Here is a 26,489-nt window from a genome sequence, read left to right on the forward strand (position 1 = left end):
GCGATCATCCACGATGGGCTGTCAATTTTCGTGCAATTGACACGCGAATTGAACTGTCTGGCGTTAAGTTAAAACAGTAGCGAAGACATCTTGCGGCGGTAGCGGCCCACCAGGTCCTCGTCTTCGATGACGCGGAACGCATCGATCAGTGCCTTCTTCGGCAGGCTGTCGCGGAAGCTGCGGTCGATGCGCAGCATCTCGATGAACTGCTCCAACGCGGCTTCGTCGGCACCGGCGAGCAGATGATGGATGCCGAGCAGGTAGCGTGCTTCCAGATCATTGCCGTCGGCCTGCAGGCGGGCCGCCAGCGCCTCGCTGGCAGGTGCGTCCTGCAGGGCGGCGGCGAAATCCAGACGGGCGCGTGCGCGGATGGCACGGTCGTCAGTCGCGAGGTTGGCCGGCAGGCCGTCAAGCAGTGCACCGGCTTCACTGGTGGCGCCGGTCTTGAGCAGGGCCAAGGCAAGGTCCAGCTTGAGCTCGGCCTTGTCCGGCTCGGCAGCGATGGCCTCGCGCAAGGCGGCAACTTCGGCGGCCGGGTCCAACGGCAAGGCCTGGGCTTCGTCCTCGATGGCAGCATCCGCCTCGGCAGGGCTGACGCCGTGCTGGGTCAGGAATTCGCGGAGCTGACCCTCAGGCATCGCGCCGGGGAAGCCATCAACGATCTGCCCGTCCTTGATCAGGAAGACAGTGGGTACGGAGCGGATCTGGAAGGCCGCAGCGATCTGCTGCTCCTTGTCCACATCGACCTTGGCCAGTTCGAAGGCACCGTTGTACTCGCCCGCCAGCTTCTCCAGGATCGGGCCCAGGCTCTTGCACGGCCCGCACCAGGTCGCCCAGAAATCGACCAACACCGGGGTCTGCATGGATTTCTGCAGGACTTCGGCTTCGAAGGTTTCGGTGGTGGCCTCGAATACGTGGGGAAGATCGCTCATGGCTGGCTACGTTGCTGTCAGGAACTTCCTTTATGGCGACGGCTGGGCGGGTTCTCAAGTTCTGTGGGGGCTGGCAGGGCAAATAGCAGGCGCGGGCGTCAGGGCGTCAGGTACTGGATTTCACCGACAGTGCCCGTAGTGCCGAGCCATGCCCGGCAGGGGTTTTCCCGGGCAATCCCTTGCGGCGCACAGCTCCGCACTTTGCGTTGCTCCCTCTCTTTCGCGCAGCGAAGGGGAGGGTTGGGGAGGGGTATGCTCTTCGCGGGCTGATGCCGTGGTGGCTTCGCAGCTTATGGCCCGAGGCCCGCCTGCACTGCTCCTGCGGGTGATCCGGGGCTGATGCGTTGCTGGGCAAGCCCTTGCCGAGCATGGCTCGGCACTACAAAAACGCCGCCTTTCCCGAAGGAAGGCGGCGTTCGCGTTTTTGCGCTGAAGCCAGGACCTCAGGGGTTGCTGGCTGGTTCCTGGGGCGTGTGGATCACCGGGGTGGCCGCGGTCACCGGGGCAACGGCGGGCGTGGCTGGCAGGGTCAACTCAGGATTGACCTGCTGCGCCTGCAAGGCCTTGATCTGCTGGTTCAGGGCTTCCAACTGGGTATTGGTGGCGCGCAGGTCCGAGCTCAATGCCACCGCCTGCTGCTTGCGCTCCTGCAAGGCGTTGCTGACCTGCAGCGACTGCTGGCGCTGTTGTTCCACTTCCTGCTGCAACCCGCGCAGGCGGCGCTCGTTCATGGCCACCAGCTTCTCACTGTAGGCCTTGCCGGCCTGCAGGCGGATGGTGTCCAGATAGACCTGCGCCAATTGCTTGGTCTGGTCGGCGAAGGTGAGGTAAAGCGTTTCGGCGTTTTCCACCGATTCGGTGCGGATCACCCGCCAGAACTCCTTCTCGTGGAACAGCGCGACGTAGTAGTTCAGGGAGTCTGCATGGAACAGCAGGCTGGCACCGTAATTGCCGTTATAGGTGGTGCGCAGCTCGGTAAGCTCCTGGTTGCCCATCAGCCGTTTCAGCTCGGCGACGGTATTGCCGACCGCGCTGTCCTCGCTGTTGGCGGGGGCAGCCGGTACCTCGGCCTCACCACGTTGCCAACGCCCGGCCATCGCGGCAGGTGCCGCCAGCAGGCCGACTACAAGCAGCAGTGCACACGCAAGCCGGCTCGGAAGCATCTCGATCCTTGTCATAAGTCCTCGTAACTCCCCCGAACTGCGATGGCTATCGCAATTCATGAATGCACACTGTACGCGGCTGAGCATAGCATGCGCTCCGGCGCTGGAAAGCCCCGTGGCGTGGGCGTCTGCACGGTTTCGGAAGGAACTCATTCGACCAGTTGGCTGCGGCCGCACTGGATGGATTGCATATGTACGTCGGTGCGACCCAACTGCAGGCCAAGCACTTCCGAAAGCACGTCCCTGAGCAGCTTGCCAACCCCGTCCAGCAAGGGGCGCAGGAAGCCATCAACCACGGGCTTGAGCAACAGGCACAGCCCACTGCTGCAACTGCCCGTACCCGTGGTCGGGTTGTAGCCGCCGGCACCACTGAGTCCGCCGGGCTTGGTCTGCAGGTATTTGACCAAGGCATCGCGCACGCAGTCGTTGTAACGCAGCAGTCCATTGATCAGGCCATCGCAGGCGGTCAGGCCCAAGGCATCCAGCAGGCCTCCGACCAGACTGATGTCGCTGATCCCGGTCTCGCGCTTGAAACCCTCCCAGACGCTACCCGGTACCTTGGCGGGCATGCAGACCAGCACGACGTATTTGCAACCGGGGATATCGGTGGTCCAGTCGCCGAGTGCCGGCAGGTTGACCTGGCTGGCCGCGTTCTGCTGGCCGTTCTGCAAGGCCTGCACGACCTTGGCGGGATTGTAGAGGCCGTTGACCTTGGTGGCCTCCAGGTACTGGGTGGCCAACTGCTTGGCGACGTCATTGTTGTCGCCTTGCGAGGCGAACAATGCGCCCAGGGTGTCCAGCAGCTCCTTGAGCAGATCGTCGACCAGCTTGCCTATCTTCAGGTCATTGGGCTTGACCGTGCCGGTCTCACTGGCGCTCAGTCGCAACGACTCACGTTGCGACAAGGCTTCCAGCGTGACCTTCTTGTTGAGTACGTCGCGGCCGAGCAGGCTGACCAGGGTCTCACTGCCCAGGCCGGTTCGGCACAACTCGCGGGTGGAGTCCCAGGGAGTGGTTGCCTTGCCGATGCACACATTGGCGATGGCGCTGGTGACATCGATGGTGGCTGTTGCCGGTTGGCTGGCGCAATCGATGGCGGTGAGCCGGCCGAAACCGTCGATCACATCGATATAGGTGGGCAAGCGGATGCGTGTGCCCAGCCAGGTCAGGATCGGACCCAGCGCGGGGATCCGCTCGGAGTCGATATCCAGAAACAGCCGGACCTGGCTGTTATAGGCGGTGGTGCCAACCGGGCCGATGCCGATCGAGGCCGGTTCGACGATGCTGGCCTTGGCGCTGAGGCCCAGCAGATCCAGCTGCGGCACCGCGACAGCGTGCTTCGCATTGGCAATGGAGATGCTGGTGCCCAGTAGATCCAGCGCATTGAGGTCCACATCCAGTGCGCCATTGGCGGCGTCGCTGCCGCCGGCTATCTGCGCGAACAGACCGCTGCTGGTGGCGTTGGAGCCCAGTTGCAGCAGCAGGCCGCTGATGCCCTTGTCGAGCAGTTTCTGCTGCAGCAGGCGCAGATCAACCGCGGCCAGTCCCTGTTGGCTGGCCAGGTTGGCCATCACCTCCAGCAGCCTGCCCACCGACACTTTGTTGGCCGCCAGCAGAGTGTTCAATTCACCGACATTGAGGTCCGTGGCGACCGGGATGCCCAATGCCTGCAGCAATCCGCGCGGGGTGATCTTGACGTTGGCCAGGCCCTGGTAACTGGCGATCTGGGTCTGGGTAAGGTCGACCCCGACCAGGCGCAGTATTCCCTGCAAGGGTGCATTGCTGTTGGTGTTGAGCAGGCGCGAACCAACGCTGAAGGCCGCTTGCGGTGAAATGCGCTTGGCCACAGCAGTGGCATTGACGCGGGGCAGTGAAGTGAACTGCCCCAGCAGCGGTATCGCCTGCCGCGAGGCGGTGACCTGCACGGCGTTCAAGGGACGGCTGCTGGCGACCGCTACAAAGCGCGCGCCGGGCGCCAACTCGGCCCCCCAATAGCCGCAGTTGATCGCCAGCTGGCCGGAGAACTGGTTGTCGGTCACCGCGTTGCTGCGCGCTGCCAGGTTGTCCTTGTAATCGGTAGTGCACAGCTCAAGCCGCTGCGCGCCCGCCAGTGCTGCCAGGTCGGCGGTCTTCTGTACATCGCGTTTGCTCCAGTACAGATAGCCGACCTCGACCAGCCCGAGGATCACCACCAGGCCGAGCAGCAACAACATCATCGGCAGGCCGGCGCCCCCACGCTGCCGCGCGCTGTGGCGGGGATCGCTTGGCGCGCGTGCGGGCGGGGGCGAAGACAGGCGCGGGCTGTACATGGTTGGCCTCAGCGGCTACTGCCGCCTTGCTTGGGATCGGGGAGTGCGGCTTCGAAGTACTCGGGGATGGGATGGCTGAAACTGTCGAGATAACGCTGGTAGCTGCGGCTGGCGGCTTCACCAAGCATCGGCAGGGCATTGCCGGGACGACCGCTGTCGGCCTGCAGCTGCAGCAGGCTGCGGGTGGTGTCACCTACCTGCGAACGGGGCAGGTAGGTGCGTTGGCGCGTGGCGGCGGCGCGGCTGTCCGCGACGGTGTTCGGCGCGTCCGTTGCAGTAGCGGAAGTAGTGGCCGGATCTGGATCCGCCATGCGTTCGATCAACGGCGCATGCTGTGCCTGCGCCGATGCGCAGATGCCGAGCATGCCCAGCAGCCATGTGCAGGGGAGGCGAACAGTTCGGTTCATGGCGTTGCCTCCTGCAAAGTGGCCGTCGTGGGGTTGAAGCGATCAAGCATCGAGCCCGGCGGACGGGGCCGCTGCGTGCTGCTGCCAGGTGGTTGCACGGCCAGGGCAGTGGTGTTGTTGACTGCGTTGGCATTGCTGGCGGCGGCTGCCTGTCTCAAGGTGTGTGCCAGGCGGTAGATTTCGCTTCGTGCCGACTGCGGCAGGTCGGCGCGCTGGATCATGCTCTCGGCCGTCGCATGCTGCCCTGACAGCATTGCCCACAGGGCTAGGTTGGAGATGGCGCGGATGTTTTCCGGTGCGAGCTCCGCCGCTTTTGCCAGTGGTGCACGCGCCTGTTCGAACTGGCCAGCCTGCAGCAGCGCGAAGCCAAGATCGCCCAGATAGGCGATGTTGAGCGGATCGGCACGCACGGCGCTTTCCAGTGCAAGGCGCGCGCCGTCGTGGTCACGCGCGTCGGCCGCGATCAGGCCAAGCCCATGCCAGGCCGGTGCGGCCTGGGCGCCTTTGGTCAGGCCGCGATAGATGTTGCCGGCCGTGTTGCGATCGCCGGTTTCGCGCAGTGCGTTGGCTTGCAGGATGCGCAGTTCCGGACTGTCGCCGAAGCGTTGCCGGAAGGCATCGATATGCGCCAGCGAGGCGTAGTAGGCGCCTTGCTGTTGCATCTGCCTGAGCAGCCCCAGGTACATGCCGCGGTCATCCTGGGGAGCCTCCACCAGGGCCGGTTCCACGGGAGCTTGCCGGTAGGCGGCATGCTTGCCACCGCAGCCGGCCAGCAGCGCAGGAAACAGCACAATCAGCAGCACCGTCTTGGCTTTCGACGCACCGATCTTCATCACATCCCCTTGATCGCGGCGGCCAGCGAGATGATCGCCGGCCCGGCCAGTACCAACATCAACGCCGGCAGCAAGGTGACCATCATCACCACGGTCATCTTCACCGAAAGCTTGCCGACCTTCTCCTTCATCTTCATGCGGCGCTGCTCGCGCAGGCGCATGCCGAACTGCTTGAGCGGTTCCTGCACCGCGCCGCCATGCTGGTGCACCTGCAATATCATCTGTATCAGGCTGCGCAGGTCGTCGTTGTCGAACGACTCGGACAGGCGCCGCAGCGATTGCGCGCGACTGCGGCCGCGGCTGTAGCCGGCATTGGCCAGCTGCAGTTCGCGGCCCAGCACGGGAATGGCGATATGCAGTTTCTCTGCGACCATCTGCAGGCTCTGGTCGATGCTGAAGCCCACGCCCTGCAGCAGCCGCAGCAGGTCGATCAGCAAGGGCAGTTCTTCGTCCACTTTCCTGCGCAGGCGCGCAGCCCAGCTGCGCAGCAGCAGTTTCGGCAACAGGATGCCCAGGGCAAAGCCGACCAGCAGGACGATCAGGGTATCGCCGCCGTGCGGCTGCAGCACCAGCACGGCGATGAAGGGCATCAGCACGGCCAGCAACAGTCGGGTGGCGAGAAAGGCGGCAGTGCCGGTGTTGTGGTTCCAGCCCACCTGTTCCAGCAGCAGTCTGTCCTCCGGCGCCAACAAGGCTTTCTGCAAGCGGCTGCCATCGAAGTGCTGGCCAATGGCGGCAAGATCGGCCAGACGCTGCCGCCACCAGCCGATCTTCGGCGCATTGTGCGGTTCCACATGCTGGGCAGTGTCCAGCGCGCTCTGCAAGGCCGCACCGGCCTGCTGGCTGCGCCGCCCGCGATAGAGCAGGCCGGCCGCCGCCAATACCAGGGCCAGCACGACCAGCATCATGGCGATGGTCAACAGCAGATTCATGCTGCGCTCCTGCGAAGGGAGGAGGACGTGCGCGCCGTCATAGCGATTTGGCCAGCCGGTACAGCAGGAAACCGCCAAACAGCTCCAGCAGCACTGCGATCAGCAGGATCTTCTTGCCGAGTGGCTCATGGAACATGGGCTGGAAGAAATCCGGGCTCATCAGCGCCATCGACAGTGCTGCGCCCACCGGTAGCAGGGCCAATACCCAGGCCGACATCCGGGTCTCGGAGGTTGTGGCCTGCAGTTCGCGCTGGACTTCCTCCAGGTCGCGCATGAAATCACTCATGCGTTGCAGGATCTGGTCGCTGCGGCCACCGATGCGGATGCTGGTACCGAGGATCACTGCCAGCATTTCCAGCGGACGCAGCCGATAGGCCTGCGCGGCGTGCTGCAGGGCGCGGTCCAGGTCCATGCCCGCGCGGGTATAGGTCAGCGCGTTGTCGAGGATGGGGCGCAACGGTGGATCGACGTTCTGGGTAGCGCTCTGGAATGCCATCGACAGGCTGTTGCCGATGCCGGCCATGCGCACCATGTTCTCCAGGAAGTCCGGCATCTGCGCGACCAGCCGTTGCTGGATCTTGTCGATGCGCCGGTACAGCCATAGCGCCACGCCCAGCAGGTAGAGCGCCAGCACAAAGACCCCGAACCAGGCGCTGCCCAGGCGCAGGCCGGCCGCGATGGGAAGGCCGATGGCGGGCAAGGCGAGCATCAGCAGCGTGCGCGGTGTGTCCGTCAGGCCGGCACGACGCAGCAGCTCGGCCCAGCGCTTGCCGGCGGGGCGGGTGTTGCGCGCTTCTTCGGCCGCACGCTGTGGGCCGGGCTGCGACAGCCGGGTGTCGGCGTGGCTGGCGGCGGCGCGCTGCTGCACACGGGTGGCCAGCCCCCACCACAGGACCATGGCGACCGCCACCAGCCCAAGCGCGACACTCCCCAGCAGCAGCGGCACCATCATGAAGAGAAGCTCCCCATGTTGGCCTCGCGCAGCTCCTGCCGGAACGGCTCGAGCTTGTGGCAGTGCGGATGGAAGCCCAGCCCTGTCCAACGATCACGTTCGCGGTTGTCCTGGTCAACCCATGCCTCGTGCTTGAACAGCTCCTGGCTGGTGATGACGTTGTCGCTGACGCCGGTGATCTCGGTGATGGAAACGATCACCCGGCGGCCACTGCCCAGTCGCGAAATCTGCACGATGAAATCGATGGCGCTGGCGATCTGCCGGCGCAGGCTGTCCTCGCTGCCCTGGAATCCGGCAAAGCCGGCCAGCATTTCCAGCCGGTACAGGCAGTCGCGCGCGTTGTTGGCGTGCACGGTAGCCATCGAGCCGTCGTGACCAGTGTTCATTGCCTGCAGCATTTCCAGCACTTCGGCGCCACGGACCTCGCCAACCACGATGCGGTCCGGACGCATGCGCAGGCTGTTGCGCACCAGGTCGCGGATGCTGACCGCGCCGCTGCCATCAAAGCCGCCCATGCGTGACTCCAGGCGCACGACATGCGGGTGGTTCAGGGCGAGCTCGGCGGTGTCCTCCACGGTGACGACCCGCTCGTTGTGCGGGATGAAGGTTGCCAGTGCATTGAGCAGTGATGTCTTGCCGGAGCTGGTACCGCCGGAGATCAGGATGTTGCAGCGCCCTCGCACCATCGCGTTGAGCAATGCATACATGGGTTTGTCGAACGCGCCACGGCCGAGCAGTTCGTCCGGGGTGAACGGGTCCTTGCGGAACTTGCGTATCGATACCATCGGCCCGTCGACGGCCAACGGCGAGATGATGGCGTTGAGGCGGCCGCCATTGGGCAGGCGCGCGTCGACCATCGGGTTGGAGTCGTCCAGGCGCCGGCCGAGCGGGGCGATGATGCGGCGCAGGATGCGCAGCAGGTGGCGGTCATCGCTGAAGCGCTGGGTCGAACGACGCAGCATGCCGCCGGCAGAGACATGCACGTCCTTGTAGCCGTTGATCAGGATGTCCTCGATCTCCGGATCATGCAGCAGGTCATCGAGCGGCCCGAAGCCGGTCAGCTCCTTGTGCAGGGCGCTGGCAACGGCTTCCATTTCCTGTGCGTTGACGGGGATCTTCCATTCCTTGACGAAGGCGGCGGTCTGCGTGCGCACGTACTTGCCGATGGTTTCCGGCGACCAGGAATCGATATCGACGCGCTGGTCCTCGACATGGTTGAGCAAGTACTCATGGGCGGCGGACAGCACGCTCTGGAACTGTTCGGTCTGCTCGAACGGCACGCTCGGTGCCGCTTCCACCGAGAGTGCCGCGGCGGCGATGCGGGGGGACAAGGGGGTGACTTTGTCTTCCATTGTTATCTACCCAGCAGATTGGCGAGACGCGCCAGCGGTGAGGCCGGTGCGGTGGTCGGAGACGGGGCGAGACGACGCCGGTCCAGCCGCTGCAGCAGTGGCTGCAGGGCCTTGAGATAGGGATCGCGCGGGGCCGCATCGGTCAACAGGCGGCCCAGTCCTGCGTTGGAGCGCAGCACCCGCGAGCGGTCCGGGAGCGTGGCCAGCAGCGGCAGGTTGAAGCGCTGCGCGATCTGGGTATCGGCCAGGCCGCCGTTGGGATCGAAGCGGTTGACGATCAGTTGCAGGCGTTCGTCGCGCAGGCCACGGCTTTCCAGCTCGCGCATGGTCTGGTCGAGGGAGACCAGTGAGCCGATGGCCTGGTCGGTGACCAGCCAGACCTCGGAGGCGCTTTTGAGCAGTGTGGTGGGTAGCAGCTGTACCGGCAGGCCGCCAACATCGCACAGGCTCAGCGGGAAAACGCTGCGCAGGCGGTCCAGCAACGTGATCGGCTCGTGCTTCTTCAGCAAGCTGCCGCTGGCGATGCCGAGCAGCGCCATGCCGCTGGGGTGATGTGCAAAGGCCGTGCCGGCGAAGGTGCGATCCATTCGTTCGACGTTGCGCAGTGCTTCCTCATAGCTGAAGTGGCTTTCCATGCCCAGGTACAGCGCGGCATCGGCAGCGGGTTGGCCCAGGTCGATCAGCAGCAGCCAACCCTGCAGGCCGGCAGCATCGGGCGACACCGGGTTCTGTTCGGCCAGACTCACTCCCAGATGGGTTGCCAGGGTGCTGGTGCCCACGCCGGGGCGCACGCCCAACAACACGATCAGGCGGCCGTCCGGGCGCAGTTCCGGCGTGGTTGCCACGCGCGCGGGGGTGGGGACGGCTGCGACGCGTTCAAATACCTCCAGCATCTGCGCGGTGCTGTTGTCGATGTCGATGAAGTCGCAGACGCCGGCGCGCATCGCCGCCAGCAGGTGTGCAGCCTGTTCCGGACCGGTAGTGCCCAAGCCGATCAGCGCCGGGCAAGCAGGCAATGCATGCAGCTGCCGGGCCAGATCGGTGGAATAGGCAGCGTTGCCACCGCAGTAGTCGAGCAGCACGAACGCCGACGCCGCCGCGGCCTCCAGCAGTTGCCGCGGCGCGGTTTCGCGACTGTCGACCCAGCGCAGGTTGGCCTGCCCCGCCAGTGCCGCCCCCAGCCGCGCCATGTGGCGGTTATCCGGTGCGTACAGCAGCAGATTCAGCTCAGCATGGCGTTGGGTCTGGGGCAATGGCATCACCGGGGGCATGGGAATACGTCAGCGTGAGAAACCGGGGAGTTGGTCGGGGCTGGCCGGATGCAGCAGCCATGCGCCCCAGACCGGAAGGCGCGGTTGTGCTTCGCGTTGGCCGGGCAGGGGAATGTCGGTGCCACGCGCCAGCGGCTTGATCAGGCGCGGGGTGACGACGATCACCAGCTCCTTGTCTTCGCGCTTGTAGCTGAGATTGCGGAAGAACGAGCCAAGCACCGGAATGTCGCCCAGCAGCGGGATCTTGTTGACGTTGGAAGACAGTTGGCTGCTGACCAGTCCGCCGATGACGAAGCTCTCGCCATCGCCCAATTCCACCGTGGTGTCGGCACGGCGGGTGGAGATGGCCGGGATCTGGGTGCCATCCAGGGTGATGCCGCGGGTGTAATCCAGGTCACTGGCTTCCGGCGCCACCTTCAATGCGATGCGGTCGGCGGACAGCACCGTGGGGGTAACGGTCAAACCAATGCCGAACGGTTTGAAGCTGACGGTGGTGGTGCCCAGTCCCTGCGGTTCCAGGATGGGCAGCTCGCCACCGGCCAGAAAGCTCGCGCTTTGCCCGGACAGCGCTACCAGGGTCGGTTCGGCCAGTACCCGCGCCATGCCGTTGGCCTGCAGCAGGTCGATATTGGCCTCCCAGGCACCGGGGACGGATTTGGCGATCAACTTGAAGGCCGACGAAAGCGCACCACCATCGCCGCCGCTGCTGGGGGAGGTCATGCCGTAGCTGAAGCCGCCATTGATGTTCTTGAAGTTGATGCCAACCTGACGCAACACGCTTTTGTTGAACTCCACCACCTTCACCTCGACCTGCACCACGCCGCTGCTGGCAATGGTCGCGACGTCGCTGATCACCCCCTTCTCGCCAATGGCGGAGGCGGCGGCCTTGCGACGGGCTTCATGCTCCAGCAGGGAGCTTGCGCTGCCCGACAGCAGGGCCTGGCCATCCTGCACGGTGAGCAGGTTGCCGTTGGCAGTCAGCAGGCCGCCTTGCACCGCGTTGCGCACTTCAACGCGGATACGCGATGGCGCAGCCTGCTTCTGCAGCCACAGCAGCAAGGTGGTGCTGCCTGCGGACTTGCCAACCAGCAACGCTTCGCTGTTGCGGCCGATACGGGTGATATCGGCGATCGAAGGATCGGCGATGGCGATGCGCTCCACGCCCGCTGGTAGGGTCCAGGGACGCTGTTCGTTGAGTTCGAGAACGACGCTGCTGCTGGTCTGCGCCTGGGCGAGCGGCATCAGCGGCGGCAGGCTGCCGCTCGCCGCAACAAGTGCCAGGGCGAGCAGGACCGATGCAGTGCGGGAAGAACGCTGGTGCAAGATTGTGCCCCCGGTCATGGCGAAGACAGACGGTTGGATGGGGTCGTGCCACGGATGATCTCGATACCCTGGCGTGCGGCCGGACGTGGCGAACGCCGCCGTTGCGGTGCCGTGGTGGCGGCATTTGCGTTGGTCGCCGGCGTCGAGCGGCTGCCGTCGCCTGCCAGCGCACTCAGGTCGATGCCGGCATAGGCACGGTTCTCAGGCCGCGCGGCAGCCTCCGCCGCGGCATCGTCCAGATTGCCGCGCAAGGCCAGCACCGGCGGCGGCGCGGCAAAGATGGTTTCGTCGGCCAGGCCCGTGTCGCCGGGGTTGCGCAGCGCCAGGAACAATTTGCCACTGTGTGCGGCCAGCAACAGGCGCCCGGCATCCTGCACCGGGACGGCGAGGATCGCACTGCGTGCCTGTGCGCCATCGGCATTGTTCGCACCGCTGCTGCGGCTGTCGCGGGCGGCGATGGTTTCGGCGCGGCTGCCGGGCTCCGGTGGCAGCTCGCCGACGTCATTGTTCCGTGCGTCGTCGGAGGCCGCCCGTTGGCCTACATCGGCGTTGCCGTAGCCGAGCACCTGCAGGCGCGAGAGCAGCAGCCGCGCCTGAGTATTGGAGCGGCCGCTGGCTGCCGCCGATGGATCCTGCAGGCTCATGAAGACATCGACGTAATCACCGGGCGTGACGCGATTGCTGACCCCGGCAAGCTCGTCGACCGGAACCGCCACCGCGCGTTCGCCTGGCTTGATGCCGATTGCAATGCCCTGCAGCAGGTGCTCGCTGGTGATCATTGCACCGGCAGCGATGTTTCTTGACGGCGTGCGTCCTTCCACTTCGCCGATCACCGTGTAGCCGTTTGCAGGCGGCAATGCCATTTCGGCGATGGTGAGATCACCGGCGGCAATTGGCTGGCCGGCCGGCAGCTCCTTGCCGGCGACCACCATCAGCCGCTTGGGCGGTTGGCGTAGCGTCGCTGTGCCGTGCGCGCTGTCGGCCGCTGCTGGTGCCCGGCGGCCCAATCCAAAGGCAAGCACCATCAGCAGTGCGGCGATGGCCAACAACAGGATTGCAGCTATGCGTATTGCCTTTGGCATCTTGAAGCTCCTCCCCCTTGGAGTCCGCGTTCAGCGGTCGCCTAGATCCAGTTGAACAACGGCGGTACTGCTCAGTGACTTGCCCATGGTCCACCCCATCAACGTGCCAGTGCCGGGCATGAAGGGGTGGGCATCATGGTCGTACGAGGTGGTCACCTTGATGCACTTGACAGTGCTATCGGCGGCACAGGCATAAGGTTGAGATACCGCAATCGGTGCAGCACTGGCCGTGCCACAGCTGGCTGCGGTCCTGGAGTAGTTCAACAACCACTGCATCGAACGTGCGGCTGCCTGGCAGGCATTGTTGCGTCGTTCGGCAGTAGTGCCATAACGCAGCGACGCACGGGCACCTTCTCCGGCAGCCAAGGCCAGTGACTGTTGGGCGGCGAAGATCATCACGCCGGTGAAGGTGATGAACAGCAACGGCAGCACGCCGAACATCATCATCATCGCGAACTCGATGGTCACTACCCCGCGCGTACGCCGGCGGCCTGGTGCTTTCCGCCTAGACATGGGCACCTCCGCTTGCCACGAGTGCAATCATTGCCAACTCCAGATAGGCCGCATAGGGAATACCCTGGCGGCCGCGACGTGCCGAGCGCAGATCCATCCGCCAGTCTGTTACCCGTCCGGAGCCCTGCAGCGACAGCACCATCCGTTGCAGCGGGAGCGGGGCGTAACCGGCGGCCAGCGGCCAGCAGATGGCAACCAGCGCATGCAGGCCGGCCGCCAGGCTGGCGATGATCCATATCGGCAGCAAGGCAGTGCTGCCGAGCAGCAAGCCGATCACCGAGAACAGCTTCACATCGCCTGCGCCCATCCAGCCGACGGCATAGAAGGGCAGCAAGGTGGCCAAGCCGATGACACCGCCGAGCAGGCAGTCGGCCAGCGACGGAGGGCTGCCAAACTGCAGCAGCTGCATCGCCGCCACCCCTGCAAGCACCGCCAGCAGCGTCCGGTTGGACACGCGACGGGCCAGCAGGTCGCTGATCGCGACCTGGGCACCAAGCAGCAGCGCCGTCAGGTAGGTGAGGGTCATGGTGGCCGCCGCAGCTCAGGCTGGCGTGCTACCGGTGCCGCCGCCAACCAGTTCGGTCAGCTTGTCGAGGACGGTCTGGAATACGGTTCTCAGGCCATCGCGTGCGAAGAAGATGATCAGGCCGGCCACCACCGCAGCCAACAGCCCGTACTCCAGTGCAGTGACACCGTCTTCTTCCCGGAAAAACCTGCGCAGCTGTGCGTTCATGATGTTCTCCCTGATGACCCGGTGTCGGTAGTGCACCGACAGATAGCCGGGCGATGGGCATTGCTGCCCGATTGAGGTCATTGGGATACGCGTGACACCGGCAAGAGTGTGCCGACGGTCGCACGGTGTGCCGGATGATGCAGGCGGCTTTCCTACCGTTGCTTCCGTTGTCCCCTGTCGGCATGCCGCGCATGCCCGGAAACATCATTGCAATCGGCCCCGTAGGCGGATGCGCATATTCGGCAAGAATCAATTGTTTTTCATATATGTGATGGACTTGGCGAATCGGCCATGGCGGAGCCGGCGTGAAGATCGTTTTTTTTTGTCAGTATCCAAGCGCAGGACGTATTTGAACGCACCTGCACGTGTGATTCCGTAATGCGGGTTTCAGGCTGTGCGGCAGGGGATTGCAGGTTTTGCTCATTGACCTGCAACGGATGGTCGGGCTTCTGAAGCGCGTCCTGGTCAGGATGCGCAAAGGCGTTCACATGGATGCGGTAGTCGGCGGAAACGGTTTGCGATCATTTGATCTGGCGTCGCTGAGTGGCACGCTTCGGGTGTGCCACGTTGAATTGGTGTTGCTCGACGATCAGCCGCCGACGGCCTCGATCACCTCCTTCGTCCACGACCAGGCCTTGCTCTGCACCTTCGAGATCGGCGCGCGCACGCGCGGCCGTTTCATGTTGCCGCTGGATTGGTGCCTGTTGGGTTGCCTGCAGGCGGTGGATCCGGACAGCAGCTGGTGCCATGGCGTCCCGTTGGTGTCGGGCAATATCGTGTCGGTGATGCCCGAGGGCGTCACCGAATTCGCGCTGGGTGCCGGTAGCCGGGTGACGTTTGTGCTGGTTCCACTCAAGCGTTTCCAGGAGCGCGCGGCCGCACAGCGGCTCGGCAGTCCGCTGGAAGAAGCCGCCGGCGTTCCCTTGTTGAGCAATCGCCCGCATGTGCCGCTGCAAACCTATTACCAGGGCCTGCACGAACGCATACGGCAAGGCGAGGTGGGCAGTGAAGAGATCGATGCCATGCTCGATGCGCACGTCAAGGAAGTGGTCACCAACGGGCCGCCGGAGCGCGCCGGCTGCAATCGCAGCCGCCGTGCGCGGTATCTGATCTTCCGCCGTGCTGAAGACATGATGTACGCCAATCTGCGCCGCCACATCTACATGCATGAGCTGTGCGATGCGGCGGGTGTGAGCGAGCGCGCCCTGCGCTATGCGTTCGAGGAGCTGGTGGGTATTTCGCCGGTGCGCTATCTGTCGATGCTGCGTCTATGCGAAGCCTGCCGCAACCTGTCCAGCGCGGATGCCGGGCGCAAGTCGGTCAAGTCGATCGCACTGAGCTGCGGTCTGTGGGATCTATCGCGCTTCGCCGACAACTACCGCAAGGTATTCGGTGAATTGCCGAGCGAAACCCTGATGCGCGGCACTTACTCGCCCGCCTGAGCTGTGCGTCGGCCAGCTGCGTGACGTCCATCACTCAATAATCGCCGTTGCCGAATACGTGCATGTGCGTGCCGACAACGGGCATCGCTTTGCCAAATCGTCCTATGGATGTGCCGGATGCGCGCAAACCGGCGCGCGTGCAAGCGGTGTACTGGCCTCACGAACCAAGACCCCTCCGCGCCCGGACGGGTCGAACCGGAGGCTCCACATGAACCGCATCTACCGATTGGTCTGGAACCGTGCACTCAATGCATTCGTTGTCGGTTCCGAATTGGCCAGCGTGCAAGGCAAGCGCTCGGGCCCGTCGAAGTTGTCGCCGTCCGTATCCTGGAGCCTGGCGGGCGTGGGCAGCGCCATTGCGCTGGCGATGGCGGGCCCCGCTGCGGCAACCGACGCCAAGCTCGCCGACCTGCAGGACCTGGTCGCCAAGTACAGCGCTACCGATGCCCAGCAGATTGTGGCCACCACCTTGCCAGCGACCAGCGCGGGCGCTGCGCTTGGCACCTCGGTCACGCTGCCGGCGGTATTGCGGGTGGATGCATCGGCTGCGGTCGCGATCAAGCCGCAGGCCGCGTCCGCGCCCGCAGCGATACGCGCCCGGCTTGGCGTGCGCGCCACGTTGCCGCGCGCACATGCACATGGGGCAGCAGGTGATCCGGCAGCGGCGCTGGCCGTGGTCGGCGACGCCGCCCTTGCGGTGAAGCCGCTGACGGCAGCGGCCAACGCCACGGTCACGGCGACGGTCGGGCCATTGACTGGAACCGGCGCGGGCTTGCGGGGCATCGCAGCGGTATTGCTGCCGGGCAAGGAGGAAGGCGGAAACCCGCTGCACGGGACGCTGGTTTCGACGACGGGCGCGGTCAAGGAGTTGACCGGCGAGGTGCTGGGTGGCCAGCCGGTGGCGGCAATCCAGACACTGGGTGCACATGCAGGCGCAACGGTGACCCCGCTTGTCGAGCATCTGGGGGGCGGTGTCGGCCATGTGGTCGGCGGGTTGCTGCCAGGTCATGCGCCGGGCGGGAATCCACTGCAGGGGACGCTGGTTTCGACGGCGGGCGCGGTCAAGGAGCTGACCGGCGAGGTGCTGGGTGGCCAGCCGGTCGCGGCGATCCAGACACTGGGTGCACATGCGGGCGCAACGGTGACGCCGCTTGTCCAGCATCTGGGTGGCGGTGTCGGTGACGTGGTTGGCGGGCTGCTGCCGGATCATGCGCCGGGCGGGAATCCACTGCAGGGGACGCTGATTTCGGCGGCGGGCGCGGTCAAGGAGCTGACCGGTGAAGTGCTGGGCGGCCAGCCGGTGGCGGCGGTGGAGACGCTCGCATCACATGCAGGTACGACCGTGGGCGCGCTGACCCAGCATCTGGGAGGTAGCGTCGCAGGCGTGGGCGGCGTGTTGGTGCCGGGTGCGGAGCAGGGTGGAAATCCCGTGCGTGAAACTGTGACCGGCACGCTGGGTGCGGTCGACGAGTTGGCTGGCGGTGCTGTCAAGGGAACCGGCTTGGGCGCAGTGGTGAATGGCTTGGTCAATGGCATCGCGCCGGCAGTGAACGGTGTCGGTGGCCTGCTGGGGGCGGTGGTTGGCGGAGTGACCGGTTCCAGTACGCTCGCTGCAGGCATCGTCGGCACGGTTGGCAGCTTGACCGGCGGGCTCAAGGACACCACCGGCGCACTCGCAGAGGGCAACGTAGGCGGCTCCGTGCAGCATCTGCTGGGAACGGTCGACAACACGGCCTCCACCTTGCTGGGTGCCACCGGCAACACGCTGGGCGGCATCACCGGTTCCGGTTCCGGAGTGACAGGCGTGACCGATGCGCTCAGCGGCGTGATAGGCGGCGTGACCGGGGGATTGTCGAATGTGGTGGGCGGGCTCACCGGCAGCCCGGCCATACCCAGTGCGGTACCTGCAGCGCCTGGCCCGTCGGGATTGATCGTCGGCAACGGAGGGTTGGTAGGCTCGGTCAACCAGCTGGTGGAATCGCCACTGACCTCCTTGCTCGGTGGCAACGGCTACATGCAGAGCGGCAGCCTGAAGGTCAACAACACCAATGTGATGCAGACCTATTCGGAGGTGCAACTGGCGGGCCTGCCGGTGGTCAACCTGACGCCGGTCGGTGATCTGCTGGATGGCCTGGGTAGCCTGACCACCGGCGGCAACTCGCACCTGACGCTGATCGGCGGTGTCACCTCCGACAGCTACATCACCAACATCAACAACGGCGATCCCGGTGGCCTGCTTGGTTTGGTGCTGCCTGATGGCGCGCCCGCCTGGGCGTCGAACTGCGTGAACGTGTTGGGTGTCGTCACGGCCAAGTGCTGGGCAGTGCCGGCAGCGCAGGATTATCAGGTGCTGATTGGCGATGGTGCGTTCGCCAACGGCTCCAAGGAAGTAGTCATCGGCAGCAACGCCGAGCACCGGCTGGCAACGCAGACGGCGGACCAGGTGTTCATCGATGCCTCTGGTGGCAAGACTGGCGTACCCACCGCCGACTACGATGCGCGGCTGGGGCATTCGGTGGTGGTCGGTGACAGTGCCAAAGGCACTGCCCATGCGCAGACCCTGCTCGGTGCGGAGGCAACGTCGGACAAGGCCAACAGTGTGGCGCTGGGCTTCAAGTCCAATGCCGCGCGTGGTGGCCAGGACAACTACGCTGCTTTTGGCTTGACCGCCGCGCAGACCTCCATTGGTGAAGTCGCCGTGGGCTCGAGCGGGCGCGAACGGCAGATCACCCATGTTGCCGCCGGCAGCCAGGACACCGATGCGGTGAACGTCAAGCAGCTGCGTGGCGCACTGGACCAGATCGATGATCTGGGGTTGGCGGCGGTGGTCTATGACGAGGACATCAACGGTGTCGTCAATTACAGCAAGGTGACGCTTGGCAGTGGTCAGGCGGTCAGCGGCACGGTGTTGGCCAATCTGGCCGCCGGTGCGGTCGCCGCGGGCAGCATGGAGGCGGTCAACGGTGGGCAGTTGTTCGGCCTGGGCGCTTCGATGGCGACCTATCTGGGCGGCGATGCGACCTTCAATGGTGGCGTGCTCGGTGCGCCGAGCTACCAGATCAACAGCATCAGCGTGCTGGGCGTGGCTGCGCTGCAGCCCTACGCAAACATCGGCAGTGCTTTCAGCTCCATCAGTGATTCGCTGCTCAACCTGAGCAACCTGTTGCCGCGGAGTGTCCCGGGTGGAAGTGACCCCTTGGCGGTGAAGTACATTGCGGACGGCGCTGGCAACCCGACCAACGCAGTGCGCTTGACCGGCGATGGCAGCGGCGCGGCGGTTGCCTTGGGCAACGTGGCTGCCGGCAGCGTCACCAGTGGCAGCCTGGACGCGATCAATGGCGGTCAGCTGGCCGCCACCAACGACGCAGTGGCTTCCACCATCGGTGGCACCATGCAGTACAACAGCAGCACCGGCCAGTGGAGTGCGGCCAGCTTCAACATCACCTCGATCAACAGCGGCGGCGCCGCTACCCAGCAGACGTTCGGCAATGTCACCGATGCCTTTGCGGCAATGGACAGCTCCATCGTCAACGTCAACAAGCGTATCGACAACATCCAGAACGGCGGTGCGGGCAACGCCTACTTCGCGGTCAACTCGACCAAGGCGGCTGCCTCGGCCACCGGTCAGGACAGCGTGGCCGCCGGCCCGCAGGCCACTGCCAGCGGCAACCAGGCGGTGGCCATAGGCGACGGCGCCAACGCGTCGGCAGCTGGCAGCGTGGCGCTGGGTGCAGGGTCGGTGGCCAATCGCAGCAACACCGTGTCGGTGGGTGCCGCAGGTGCGGAGCGGCAGATCACCAATGTGGGTGACGGCAGCGAAGCGACGGACGCGGTGAACCTGCGCCAGTTGCAGGCCTCGCAGCAGGGCACGGTGCGCTACGACCAGAACACCGATGGCAGTACCAACTACAGCAGCGTGACGATGGGTCGGCCAGGTATCAGCACCGTCATCCACAACGTGGGTACCGGTGTGGCGCCTACCGACGCGGTCAATGTCGCGCAGCTCAACAAGGGCATGGGGGAGGTCATGGACTGGTCGAAGAACTACACCGATCAACGTTTCAATGATGTCAGTCGCGACATGAAGCGCATCGATGACCGGGCGTCTGCCGGCGTCGCTTCGGCGATGGCGATGGCAGGCCTGCCGCAACCTACCGAAGCTGGCCGGCGCATGGCATCGATGGCGGCCAGCACCTTCCACGGCGAGTCGAGCATGGCCGTGGGCGTGTCGGGTGTCAGTGATGGTGGTCGCTGGATCTACAAGCTCAGTGGCTCGGCCAATACCCGCGGCGATGGCGGGGTGACCGTGGGCGCCGGCTTCCAGTGGTAGGCGGCGCCGTCCGCAGGTAGACACTCCTGGCTATGCATCGAGGACGCTATGAACACGAAATGGACCGTACTGGCTTTGCTGGCAACCCTGGCCGCCTGTGGCAAGGGGCATGTGCGCGAGGAATTTCCGGATCCGGCGCGCGCCTATCCTGCCGGTGGCACCTATGTGAACCTGGACAATCTGCGGCAGTACGCGCCAGGCATGAACAAGCGCCAGATCCAGGCGCTGCTGGGCACCCCGCAGTTCAACGAAGGCCTGTGGGGTGTGCGCGAGTGGAACTACGTATTCAATTTCCGGCGCTCGGTTGGGGCCGAGCCGATTCAATGCCAGTTCCAGGTCAGGTTTGATGGCAACGGGGTGGCCATGGGCCAAGCCTGGAAGCCGGACAGTTGTGCCGCGCTGCTGGAACCGGTGCCAGCTCCGGTTGCACCACCGCCACCGGCGCCACCTCCGGCTGTGGCACCCTTGAGGTTGTCGGCAGACGCCTTGTTTGCCTTCGACAGCGCCAATCTGTCTGCTGCCGGCCGGGCGAAACTGGATGAGCTTGTGCAAAGCCTCAGCGTCAGCGCCGCGCAGGCGACCCTGAACATCATCGGTTACACCGACCGCATTGGCAGTGATGCCTACAACATGGAGCTGTCGCAGCGCCGCGCGCAGAGCGTGCGCAATTATCTGGTGCAGCAGGGCATTCCCGCCGCCTCCATCCACGCCGAGGGCCGTGGCAACAGTGCGCCGCTGGTGCAGTGTGATGACGCCGGTGCCGCCTTGCTGGACTGCCTGGCCCCGAATCGCCGGGTCGAGATCGCCGTGAGCGGTGGCTGAGTCGGGACGCCCGGCGCGGGCGAACGATGCCTTTGGTGCCGGTAACCCTCACAATGGCGCTTGGTAGTCGCGGCACCGTTGCTGCGACCAGGGCGTGACAAGGTGGCGGTGTTGGAACGGAACAATGCAATGGCCTGGGCTGGGCCTTTGGCGGCAGTGGTCTTCATTGCGGCAGTGGTGGGCTTCGGCGCGCAGTTGCAGGGCTATGACCAGATGCGGCACCCGGTGTCCCTGCTGGGGGCACGTGGTGTCCCCGGTGGTACGGCTTTCAGCCTGCTGGGTTTCGTACTGCCAGGACTGTTGGCGGCGATTGCAATGCTGGACCTGATCCTGCGCATGCCGGTCAGCGCGCCCCGCCCGCTGCGCGTGGGCGGGCAGATGCTGCTGCTGGCGGCCATTGCCTTTGCCGCGATGGGCTTGTTTCCACTGGATGTGGACGATATCGAGAACCGTGCCAGCCAATTCCACGCCAGCGCCTGGTTGTTGTGGCTGCTGGCGTTCACTGCCGCCGCCATCGCCCTGCGCTTCGGCGCCGGCAAGGCTGCCGGCTGGCGCGCGCTGTCGACGCTGACGCTGGTCTGCGCGGCATGGGTCGTCTGCAGCGCGTTCCTGTTCGAGATCGCCATGCCGGTGGCAATGGCACAGCGGCTGGCCTTCCTGGGGTGGTTGGTATGGCTGCTGGGCGCGGCGCGGTTGGCGCCGTTGCGCCGTTGAGCGCCGCCGGCGCAATGGCCCCGATCCTTGGGGAAGGTACGCGCGGGCGCTGCACGCGGTGCCAATTCCAGAAACCTCTGGTTTTTTAAAAGCCCTATATTTCAATGACCTGCAGATTTTGTTGCCTGTGGGCCGGGGCCCGGATTGGAGTGCAATGATGCACTGCGGTACCCTTTGCCGCTTTGCCGTTGCCCAGCGTTGACATGTCCAGCGTCGAACCGAATATCTACGATCCCCAGCAGGTTGAAGCCGCCGCCCAGAAGTTCTGGGAGGCCGAGAAGGCATACGAGGTGAACGAAACCTCGGACAAGCCCAAGTACTACTGCCTGTCGATGCTTCCGTACCCGTCCGGTGCGCTGCACATGGGCCATGTGCGCAACTACACCATTGGCGATGTCATCAGCCGCTACAAGCGCATGACCGGCCACAACGTGCTGCAGCCGATGGGCTGGGACGCCTTCGGCCTGCCGGCCGAGAACGCCGCGATCAAGAACAAGACCGCGCCGGCCAAGTGGACCTACGCCAACATCGGCCACATGCGCAGCCAGCTCAAGTCGCTGGGCTATGCCATCGACTGGTCGCGCGAATTCGCTACCTGCACGCCGGACTACTACGTCCACGAGCAGCGCATGTTCACCCGCCTGATGCGCAAGGGCCTGGCTTACCGCCGCAACTCGGTGGTGAACTGGGACCCGGTCGACAACACCGTGCTGGCCAACGAGCAGGTCATCGACGGCCGTGGCTGGCGTTCCGGCGCACTGGTCGAAAAGCGCGAGATCCCGCAGTGGTTCCTGCGCATCACCGATTACGCCCAGGAATTGCTGGACGGCCTGGACGAACTGCCGGGCTGGCCGGACTCGGTCAAGACCATGCAGCGCAATTGGATCGGCCGTTCCGAAGGCCTGGAAATCCAGTTCGACGTGCGTGACGTGGACGGTGCCGCACTGGACCCGCTGCGCGTGTTCACCACTCGTCCGGACACGGTGATGGGCGTGAGCTTCGTCTCCATTGCCGGCGAACACCCGCTGGCCGTGCATGCCGCAAAGAACAACCCGCAGCTGGCCGCCATGCTGGCCGAGCTGAAGCAGGGTGGTGTTTCCGAGGCGGAACTGGAAACCCAGGAAAAGCGCGGCATGGATACCGGCCTGAAGGCCATCCATCCGGTCAGCGGCGAGCAGGTGCCGATCTGGGTCGCCAACTTCGTGCTGATGGGCTACGGCACCGGCGCGGTGATGGCCGTGCCCGGCCATGACCAGCGTGATTTCGAATTTGCCAGCAAGTACGACCTGCCGAAGAAGCAGGTCATCGCGCTGAAGTCGCCGAAGAACGACGACGAGCGCAGCTATGACGCCAGCCGCTGGCAGGACTGGTACGGCGACAAGACCCGCGAGACCGAGCTGGTCAATTCGGCCGAGTTCGATGGCCTGGATTTCCAGGGCGCGTTCGAGGCACTGGCCGAGCGTTTCGAGCGCAAGGCCCAGGGCCAGCGCCGCATCAACTACCGCCTGCGCGACTGGGGCGTCAGCCGCCAGCGCTACTGGGGTTGCCCGATCCCGGTGATCTACTGCGACAAGTGTGGCGCGGTGCCGGTGCCGGAAGACCAACTGCCGGTGATCCTGCCGGAAGACGTGACGCTCAACGGTACCGGCTCGCCGATCAAGGCCGACCCGGAATGGCGCAAGACCACCTGCCCGGACTGCGGCGGCGCGGCCGAGCGCGAAACCGATACCTTCGACACCTTCATGGAGTCGAGCTGGTACTACGCCCGCTACACCTCGCCGGGTGCCCGCGAGGCCGTGGACAAGCGCGGCAACTACTGGCTGCCGGTGGACCAGTACATCGGTGGCATCGAGCACGCCATCCTGCACCTGATGTATTTCCGTTTCTTCCACAAGCTGCTGCGTGATGCACGCATGGTGGACAGCAACGAGCCGGCGCAGAACCTGCTGTGCCAGGGCATGGTCATCGCCGAGACCTTCTACCGCCAGAACAGCGACGGTTCCAAGGATTGGTTCAACCCGGCCGACGTGGACACGGTGCGCGACGAGCGCGGCCGCATCACCGGCGCGACCCTGCGTGAGGACGGCCAGCCGGTGGTGATCGGCGGTGTCGAGAAGATGTCCAAGTCCAAGAACAACGGCGTTGACCCGCAGAGCATGGTGGCCAAGTACGGTGCCGACACCGTGCGCCTGTTCTCGATGTTCGCGGCGCCGCCGGAACAGTCGTTGGAGTGGAACGAGGCCGGCGTGGACGGCATGGCGCGCTTCCTGCGCCGCCTGTGGGCGATGGTGCAGAAGCACGTTGTCGACGGCGTGGCACCGGCGCTGGACGCCGCGGCACTGGATGCCGGGCAGAAGGCCATGCGCCGCAAGACCCACGAGACCATCGGCAAGGTCAGCGACGACTACGGCCGCCGCCACGCCTTCAACACCGCCATTGCTGCGGTGATGGAACTGCTCAACGCCCTGGCCAAGTTCGACGACGCCAGCGCGCAGGGCCGCGCAGTGCGCCAGGAGGCCCTGCAGGCCGCGGTGCTGCTGCTGAACCCGATCACCCCGCACGCCTGCCACGCCATGTGGCAGCTGCTGGGCCATGCCGAAACGCTGCTGGAAGACCAGCCGTTCCCGCAGGTGGACAGTGCTGCCCTGGTCAAGGATTCGCTGACCCTGGCGGTACAGGTCAACGGCAAGCTGCGTGGCACCATCGAAGTCGCCGCCGATGCCGCGCGCGAGCAGATCGAGGTCCTTGCCAGGGAAGAGCCGAATGCGGCCAAGTTCCTGGAGGGTCTGAGCATCCGCAAGGTCATCATCGTGCCGGGCAAGATCGTCAATATCGTTGCGGCGTAAGCCGCAACGGGTATCTCAAGTGCTGTTCACGCGGCATCAGGCAGGCTTGCTGCCTGTTGCCGCCCCCGGCCGGCTCCTCCAGACTGTGTGCATGACTCGATACCTGACCGCCCTGATACTCGCCGCCAGCCTCACCGGTTGCGGCTTCCATCTGCGTAACAAGCTCGCGCTGCCTGCCGACATGCCGGCGGTGCAGGTGGACTCAGCGGTGCGTTACAGCGAGCTGGTCAAGTTCCTCAACCGCGGCCTGCGCTCCTCCGGTGCCACCGTGGTGGAAGATGGCGACACGCTCGCGGTCGCCGGCAAGACACCCGGGGTTGCCCGCCTGCAGATCCGCTCCGAACGCTGGGGTGACCTGCCCATCGCCATTGACGCCCAGGGTCGTGCCCAGGAATACAGCCTGCGCTACGCCGTGGTGTTCACCTTCATCCGCCCGGATGGCGGTGTGATCGTGCCGGAACAGGCAGTGGAGTTGTCGCGCGATTATGTGTCGCCGCCGCAGGACGCCACCGGTACCACGACCGAGCGCGAAATCCTGGCCGACGAACTGCGCCGCGAAATGTCGGCCTCGATCCTGCGCCGTATCGACAGCGTGGTTCGCGCCGATCTGGAAAAAGCCCTGCATGCCCCTGCGGCGGACGAAGGGGCGCTTGAAGCACCCAAGCCTGCACAGGACGCTGCGGATCCGGTGCGCTGAGTTGCGGCTCTTGCGCGCTGTCCAGACGCAACAGGCCTGAGCGATGGAACTGCGACCGGAACAACTGGCCAGCCAGATAGCTTCCCAGCCCCTGGCGCCGGTGTACCTGATTGCCGGCCCGGAGCTGCTGCGGGTAATTGAAGCTGCTGATGCGGTGCGCGCCAAGGCGCGTGCCGATGGCATCGGCGAACGCGAGGTATTCGACGCCGATGGCCGCGACTTTGACTGGGGGCAGCTGGCCTCCAGCTTCAACGCGCCCAGTCTGTTCAGTGCGCGCCGCCTGGTGGAAGTCCGCCTGCCGAACGGCAAGCCTGGCAAGGAGGGCGCCGAGGTCATCAGCGACTTCTGTGCACGGCCGGCACCGGATGTCGTGCTGCTGATCACCGCCGGCGAATGGAGCAAGGCGCACCAGGGCAAATGGGCCGAGGCCGTCAACAAGGTGGGCGTGCTGTCGGTGGCCTGGGCGATCAAACCGCATGAACTGGCGGATTGGATCGAGCGGCGCCTGCGCAGCAAGGGGCTGCGTGCCGATCCGGCAGCCGTGCAGCGGCTGAGCGAACGTGTCGAAGGCAATCTGCTGGCGGCAGCGCAGGAAATCGACAAGCTGGCCTTGCTGGCCGATGGCCAGCCTCTGGACGTTGCCAAGATGGAATCGTTGGTGGCCGATGCGGCGCGTTATGACGTTTTCCGGCTGAGCGAAGCGGCCTTCTCCGGGCAGGCGCAAGCGGTGCTGCGGATGGTCGCGGGGCTGCGCGCGGAAGGCGAGGCGGTGGCCGCGCTGATGCCCATCCTGATCCGCGAACTGCTGATTACCGCTGGACTGGCGCGGGTGCAGGCCAGCGGCGGCAATCTTGCGGCGGAAATGAAATCGAAAGGTATCTGGGAGTCGCGGCAGGCGCCGTTCAAACGGGCCCTGCAGCGTCATCCCGATCCGCGTCGCTGGGAGCGCTTTGTCGCCGAGGCCTCGCAGGTTGATCGCATGGCCAAGGGCCGCGCCGAAGGCGATCCATGGCTGGCACTGGAACGCTTGTTGGTGGCGCTGGCCGAGGCGCGGGCAGTGCGCCTGCTCGTCCGGGGCGTGCGCTGAATGGCGGCGGTGCCGCCGCCGGCCACCGGTGCCGAGGACGCTGGCCTGTGGTTGTTGTACGGCGGCACCTTCGACCCGGTTCATAACGGCCATCTGGCCATTGCCCGCTGCGCCGCCGCCGAATTGCAGGTGCCGGTACACCTGATGCCGGCCGCCGACCCGCCGCACCGTGCGCCGCCGGGGGCCAATGCCGCCCAGCGCACGCAGATGTTGATGCTGGCGATAGCCGGCACACCGGGCCTGCGGGTGGATACCCGCGAGTTGCAGCGTGCCGAACGACAGCCCGGCGTGCCGTCCTGGACCGTGGACACCCTGCGCGACATCCGCGCCCAGATCGGTCCGCAGCGGCCGCTGGCGATGCTGATGGGGGCCGACAGCCTGCTTGGCCTGCCCAGCTGGCATGAATGGGAGCGCCTGCTCGACCTGGCGCATATCGTGGTGGCTGAACGCCCCGGCAGTGGTCTGGACGGTGATTTGCCAGCGGAACTGGCGCAGCGGCTGCACGGCGCCTGGGCCAGCACGGCCGAAGCGCTGTCCGTTCAACCGGCGGGGCGGGTCTGGCGACTGCGCCAACCGCTGCATGCAGAGTCCGCCACCGTGGTGCGTGCGGCCATTGCAAACGGTGGGCAATGGCGTGATTTGTTGCCTTCGGCGGTGGCGGAGTACATCCTTGCGCAAGGCCTGTATGGCAGTGGCGGGCGGGTGTGAATGCCGGCTGCGGCCAGGTTCTCTATAATCGTTCCCCTTAA

The 26,489-nt window shown here is 65.4% G+C and carries 22 protein-coding genes; 8 read left to right on the forward strand and 14 right to left on the reverse strand.

Going from position 1 to position 26,489, the window contains the following annotated elements; translation table 11 throughout:
* Positions 1 to 68: 68 nt before the first annotated feature.
* The 14 genes from trxA to AC1VXC_RS06635 form a co-directional block, all read right to left on the reverse strand.
* Positions 69 to 932 carry a thioredoxin gene (gene trxA, locus AC1VXC_RS06570; RefSeq protein ID WP_313173856.1) on the reverse strand — a complete coding sequence of 288 codons (864 nt, stop codon included), beginning with the start codon at positions 930 to 932 and terminating at the stop codon, positions 69 to 71.
* Between the two features lie 443 nt (positions 933 to 1,375).
* Entirely contained in the window at positions 1,376 to 2,110 is a 735-nt protein-coding gene (locus tag AC1VXC_RS06575) for a DUF2968 domain-containing protein (protein ID WP_313173855.1), read from the reverse strand.
* Positions 2,111 to 2,244: 134 nt separating this feature from the next.
* Positions 2,245 to 4,404 carry a TadG family pilus assembly protein gene (locus AC1VXC_RS06580; RefSeq protein ID WP_481538680.1) on the reverse strand — a complete coding sequence of 720 codons (2,160 nt, stop codon included), beginning with the start codon at positions 4,402 to 4,404 and terminating at the stop codon, positions 2,245 to 2,247.
* An 8-nt stretch (positions 4,405 to 4,412) separates the two neighbouring features.
* Positions 4,413 to 4,811 carry a DUF3613 domain-containing protein gene (locus AC1VXC_RS06585; protein ID WP_313495455.1) on the reverse strand — a complete coding sequence of 133 codons (399 nt, stop codon included), beginning with the start codon at positions 4,809 to 4,811 and terminating at the stop codon, positions 4,413 to 4,415.
* Positions 4,808 to 5,644 (reverse strand): tetratricopeptide repeat protein, encoded by an 837-nt coding sequence (locus AC1VXC_RS06590; protein ID WP_481538681.1) that lies wholly within the window; start codon positions 5,642 to 5,644, stop codon positions 4,808 to 4,810. The genes AC1VXC_RS06585 and AC1VXC_RS06590 overlap by 4 nt, the downstream gene beginning before the upstream one ends.
* Positions 5,644 to 6,576, reverse strand: coding sequence for a type II secretion system F family protein (locus tag AC1VXC_RS06595; protein WP_313173851.1), 933 nt, complete (start codon positions 6,574 to 6,576; stop codon positions 5,644 to 5,646). The genes AC1VXC_RS06590 and AC1VXC_RS06595 overlap by 1 nt, the downstream gene beginning before the upstream one ends.
* A 37-nt stretch (positions 6,577 to 6,613) precedes the next feature.
* Positions 6,614 to 7,528, reverse strand: a complete 915-nt coding sequence (locus AC1VXC_RS06600; RefSeq protein ID WP_481538682.1) for a type II secretion system F family protein — start codon at positions 7,526 to 7,528, stop codon at positions 6,614 to 6,616.
* Positions 7,525 to 8,880 carry a TadA family conjugal transfer-associated ATPase gene (locus AC1VXC_RS06605; RefSeq protein WP_481538683.1) on the reverse strand — a complete coding sequence of 452 codons (1,356 nt, stop codon included), beginning with the start codon at positions 8,878 to 8,880 and terminating at the stop codon, positions 7,525 to 7,527. Before AC1VXC_RS06605 ends, AC1VXC_RS06600 begins: the two co-directional genes overlap by 4 nt.
* Positions 8,881 to 8,882: 2 nt before the next feature.
* Positions 8,883 to 10,133: a CpaE/TadZ family protein gene (locus AC1VXC_RS06610; RefSeq protein WP_313173848.1), complete on the reverse strand. Its 1,251-nt coding sequence runs from the start codon at positions 10,131 to 10,133 to the stop codon at positions 8,883 to 8,885.
* 27 nt (positions 10,134 to 10,160) lie between these two features.
* The gene (locus AC1VXC_RS06615) at positions 10,161 to 11,393 is read right to left on the reverse strand and encodes a type II and III secretion system protein family protein (protein WP_481538692.1); all 1,233 of its coding nucleotides are present in this window, start codon (positions 11,391 to 11,393) and stop codon (positions 10,161 to 10,163) included.
* 95 nt (positions 11,394 to 11,488) lie between these two features.
* The gene (gene cpaB, locus AC1VXC_RS06620) at positions 11,489 to 12,556 is read right to left on the reverse strand and encodes a Flp pilus assembly protein CpaB (protein WP_481538684.1); all 1,068 of its coding nucleotides are present in this window, start codon (positions 12,554 to 12,556) and stop codon (positions 11,489 to 11,491) included.
* A 30-nt stretch (positions 12,557 to 12,586) separates the two neighbouring features.
* Positions 12,587 to 13,069 carry a pilus assembly protein gene (locus AC1VXC_RS06625; RefSeq protein WP_313173845.1) on the reverse strand — a complete coding sequence of 161 codons (483 nt, stop codon included), beginning with the start codon at positions 13,067 to 13,069 and terminating at the stop codon, positions 12,587 to 12,589.
* Positions 13,062 to 13,595, reverse strand: a complete 534-nt coding sequence (locus AC1VXC_RS06630; RefSeq protein ID WP_481538685.1) for an A24 family peptidase — start codon at positions 13,593 to 13,595, stop codon at positions 13,062 to 13,064. Before AC1VXC_RS06630 ends, AC1VXC_RS06625 begins: the two co-directional genes overlap by 8 nt.
* 15 nt (positions 13,596 to 13,610) lie before the next feature.
* Complete coding sequence (locus tag AC1VXC_RS06635; RefSeq protein WP_313173843.1) at positions 13,611 to 13,802, reverse strand: Flp family type IVb pilin; 192 nt, start codon at positions 13,800 to 13,802, stop codon at positions 13,611 to 13,613.
* Positions 13,803 to 14,290: 488 nt separating this feature from the next.
* Here AC1VXC_RS06635 and AC1VXC_RS06640 point away from each other — a divergent pair, with 488 nt between their 5' ends.
* From AC1VXC_RS06640 to nadD, 8 genes are all read left to right on the forward strand, one after another.
* A complete protein-coding gene (locus AC1VXC_RS06640) occupies positions 14,291 to 15,244 on the forward strand; it encodes a helix-turn-helix domain-containing protein (protein WP_313173842.1) in 954 nt (317 codons plus the stop codon).
* A gap of 208 nt (positions 15,245 to 15,452) precedes the next feature.
* Positions 15,453 to 19,574, forward strand: a complete 4,122-nt coding sequence (locus tag AC1VXC_RS06645; protein ID WP_482995021.1) for an ESPR-type extended signal peptide-containing protein — start codon at positions 15,453 to 15,455, stop codon at positions 19,572 to 19,574.
* 48 nt (positions 19,575 to 19,622) lie between these two features.
* A complete protein-coding gene (locus tag AC1VXC_RS06650) occupies positions 19,623 to 20,396 on the forward strand; it encodes an outer membrane protein assembly factor BamE (RefSeq protein ID WP_481538687.1) in 774 nt (257 codons plus the stop codon).
* A gap of 129 nt (positions 20,397 to 20,525) precedes the next feature.
* Positions 20,526 to 21,110: a DUF998 domain-containing protein gene (locus tag AC1VXC_RS06655; protein WP_481538688.1), complete on the forward strand. Its 585-nt coding sequence runs from the start codon at positions 20,526 to 20,528 to the stop codon at positions 21,108 to 21,110.
* A 203-nt stretch (positions 21,111 to 21,313) separates the two neighbouring features.
* Entirely contained in the window at positions 21,314 to 23,956 is a 2,643-nt protein-coding gene (gene leuS / locus AC1VXC_RS06660) for a leucine--tRNA ligase (protein WP_313173838.1), read from the forward strand.
* A 91-nt stretch (positions 23,957 to 24,047) separates the two neighbouring features.
* Positions 24,048 to 24,653, forward strand: coding sequence for an LPS-assembly lipoprotein LptE (locus tag AC1VXC_RS06665; RefSeq protein ID WP_313173837.1), 606 nt, complete (start codon positions 24,048 to 24,050; stop codon positions 24,651 to 24,653).
* Positions 24,654 to 24,696: 43 nt separating this feature from the next.
* Positions 24,697 to 25,740, forward strand: a complete 1,044-nt coding sequence (holA, locus tag AC1VXC_RS06670; RefSeq protein WP_313173836.1) for a DNA polymerase III subunit delta — start codon at positions 24,697 to 24,699, stop codon at positions 25,738 to 25,740.
* Positions 25,741 to 26,448 carry a nicotinate-nucleotide adenylyltransferase gene (nadD, locus tag AC1VXC_RS06675; RefSeq protein WP_313495012.1) on the forward strand — a complete coding sequence of 236 codons (708 nt, stop codon included), beginning with the start codon at positions 25,741 to 25,743 and terminating at the stop codon, positions 26,446 to 26,448.
* The last annotated feature ends 41 nt before the right edge of the window (positions 26,449 to 26,489 follow it).

The organism is Stenotrophomonas sp. STEN033, from assembly GCF_056856655.1.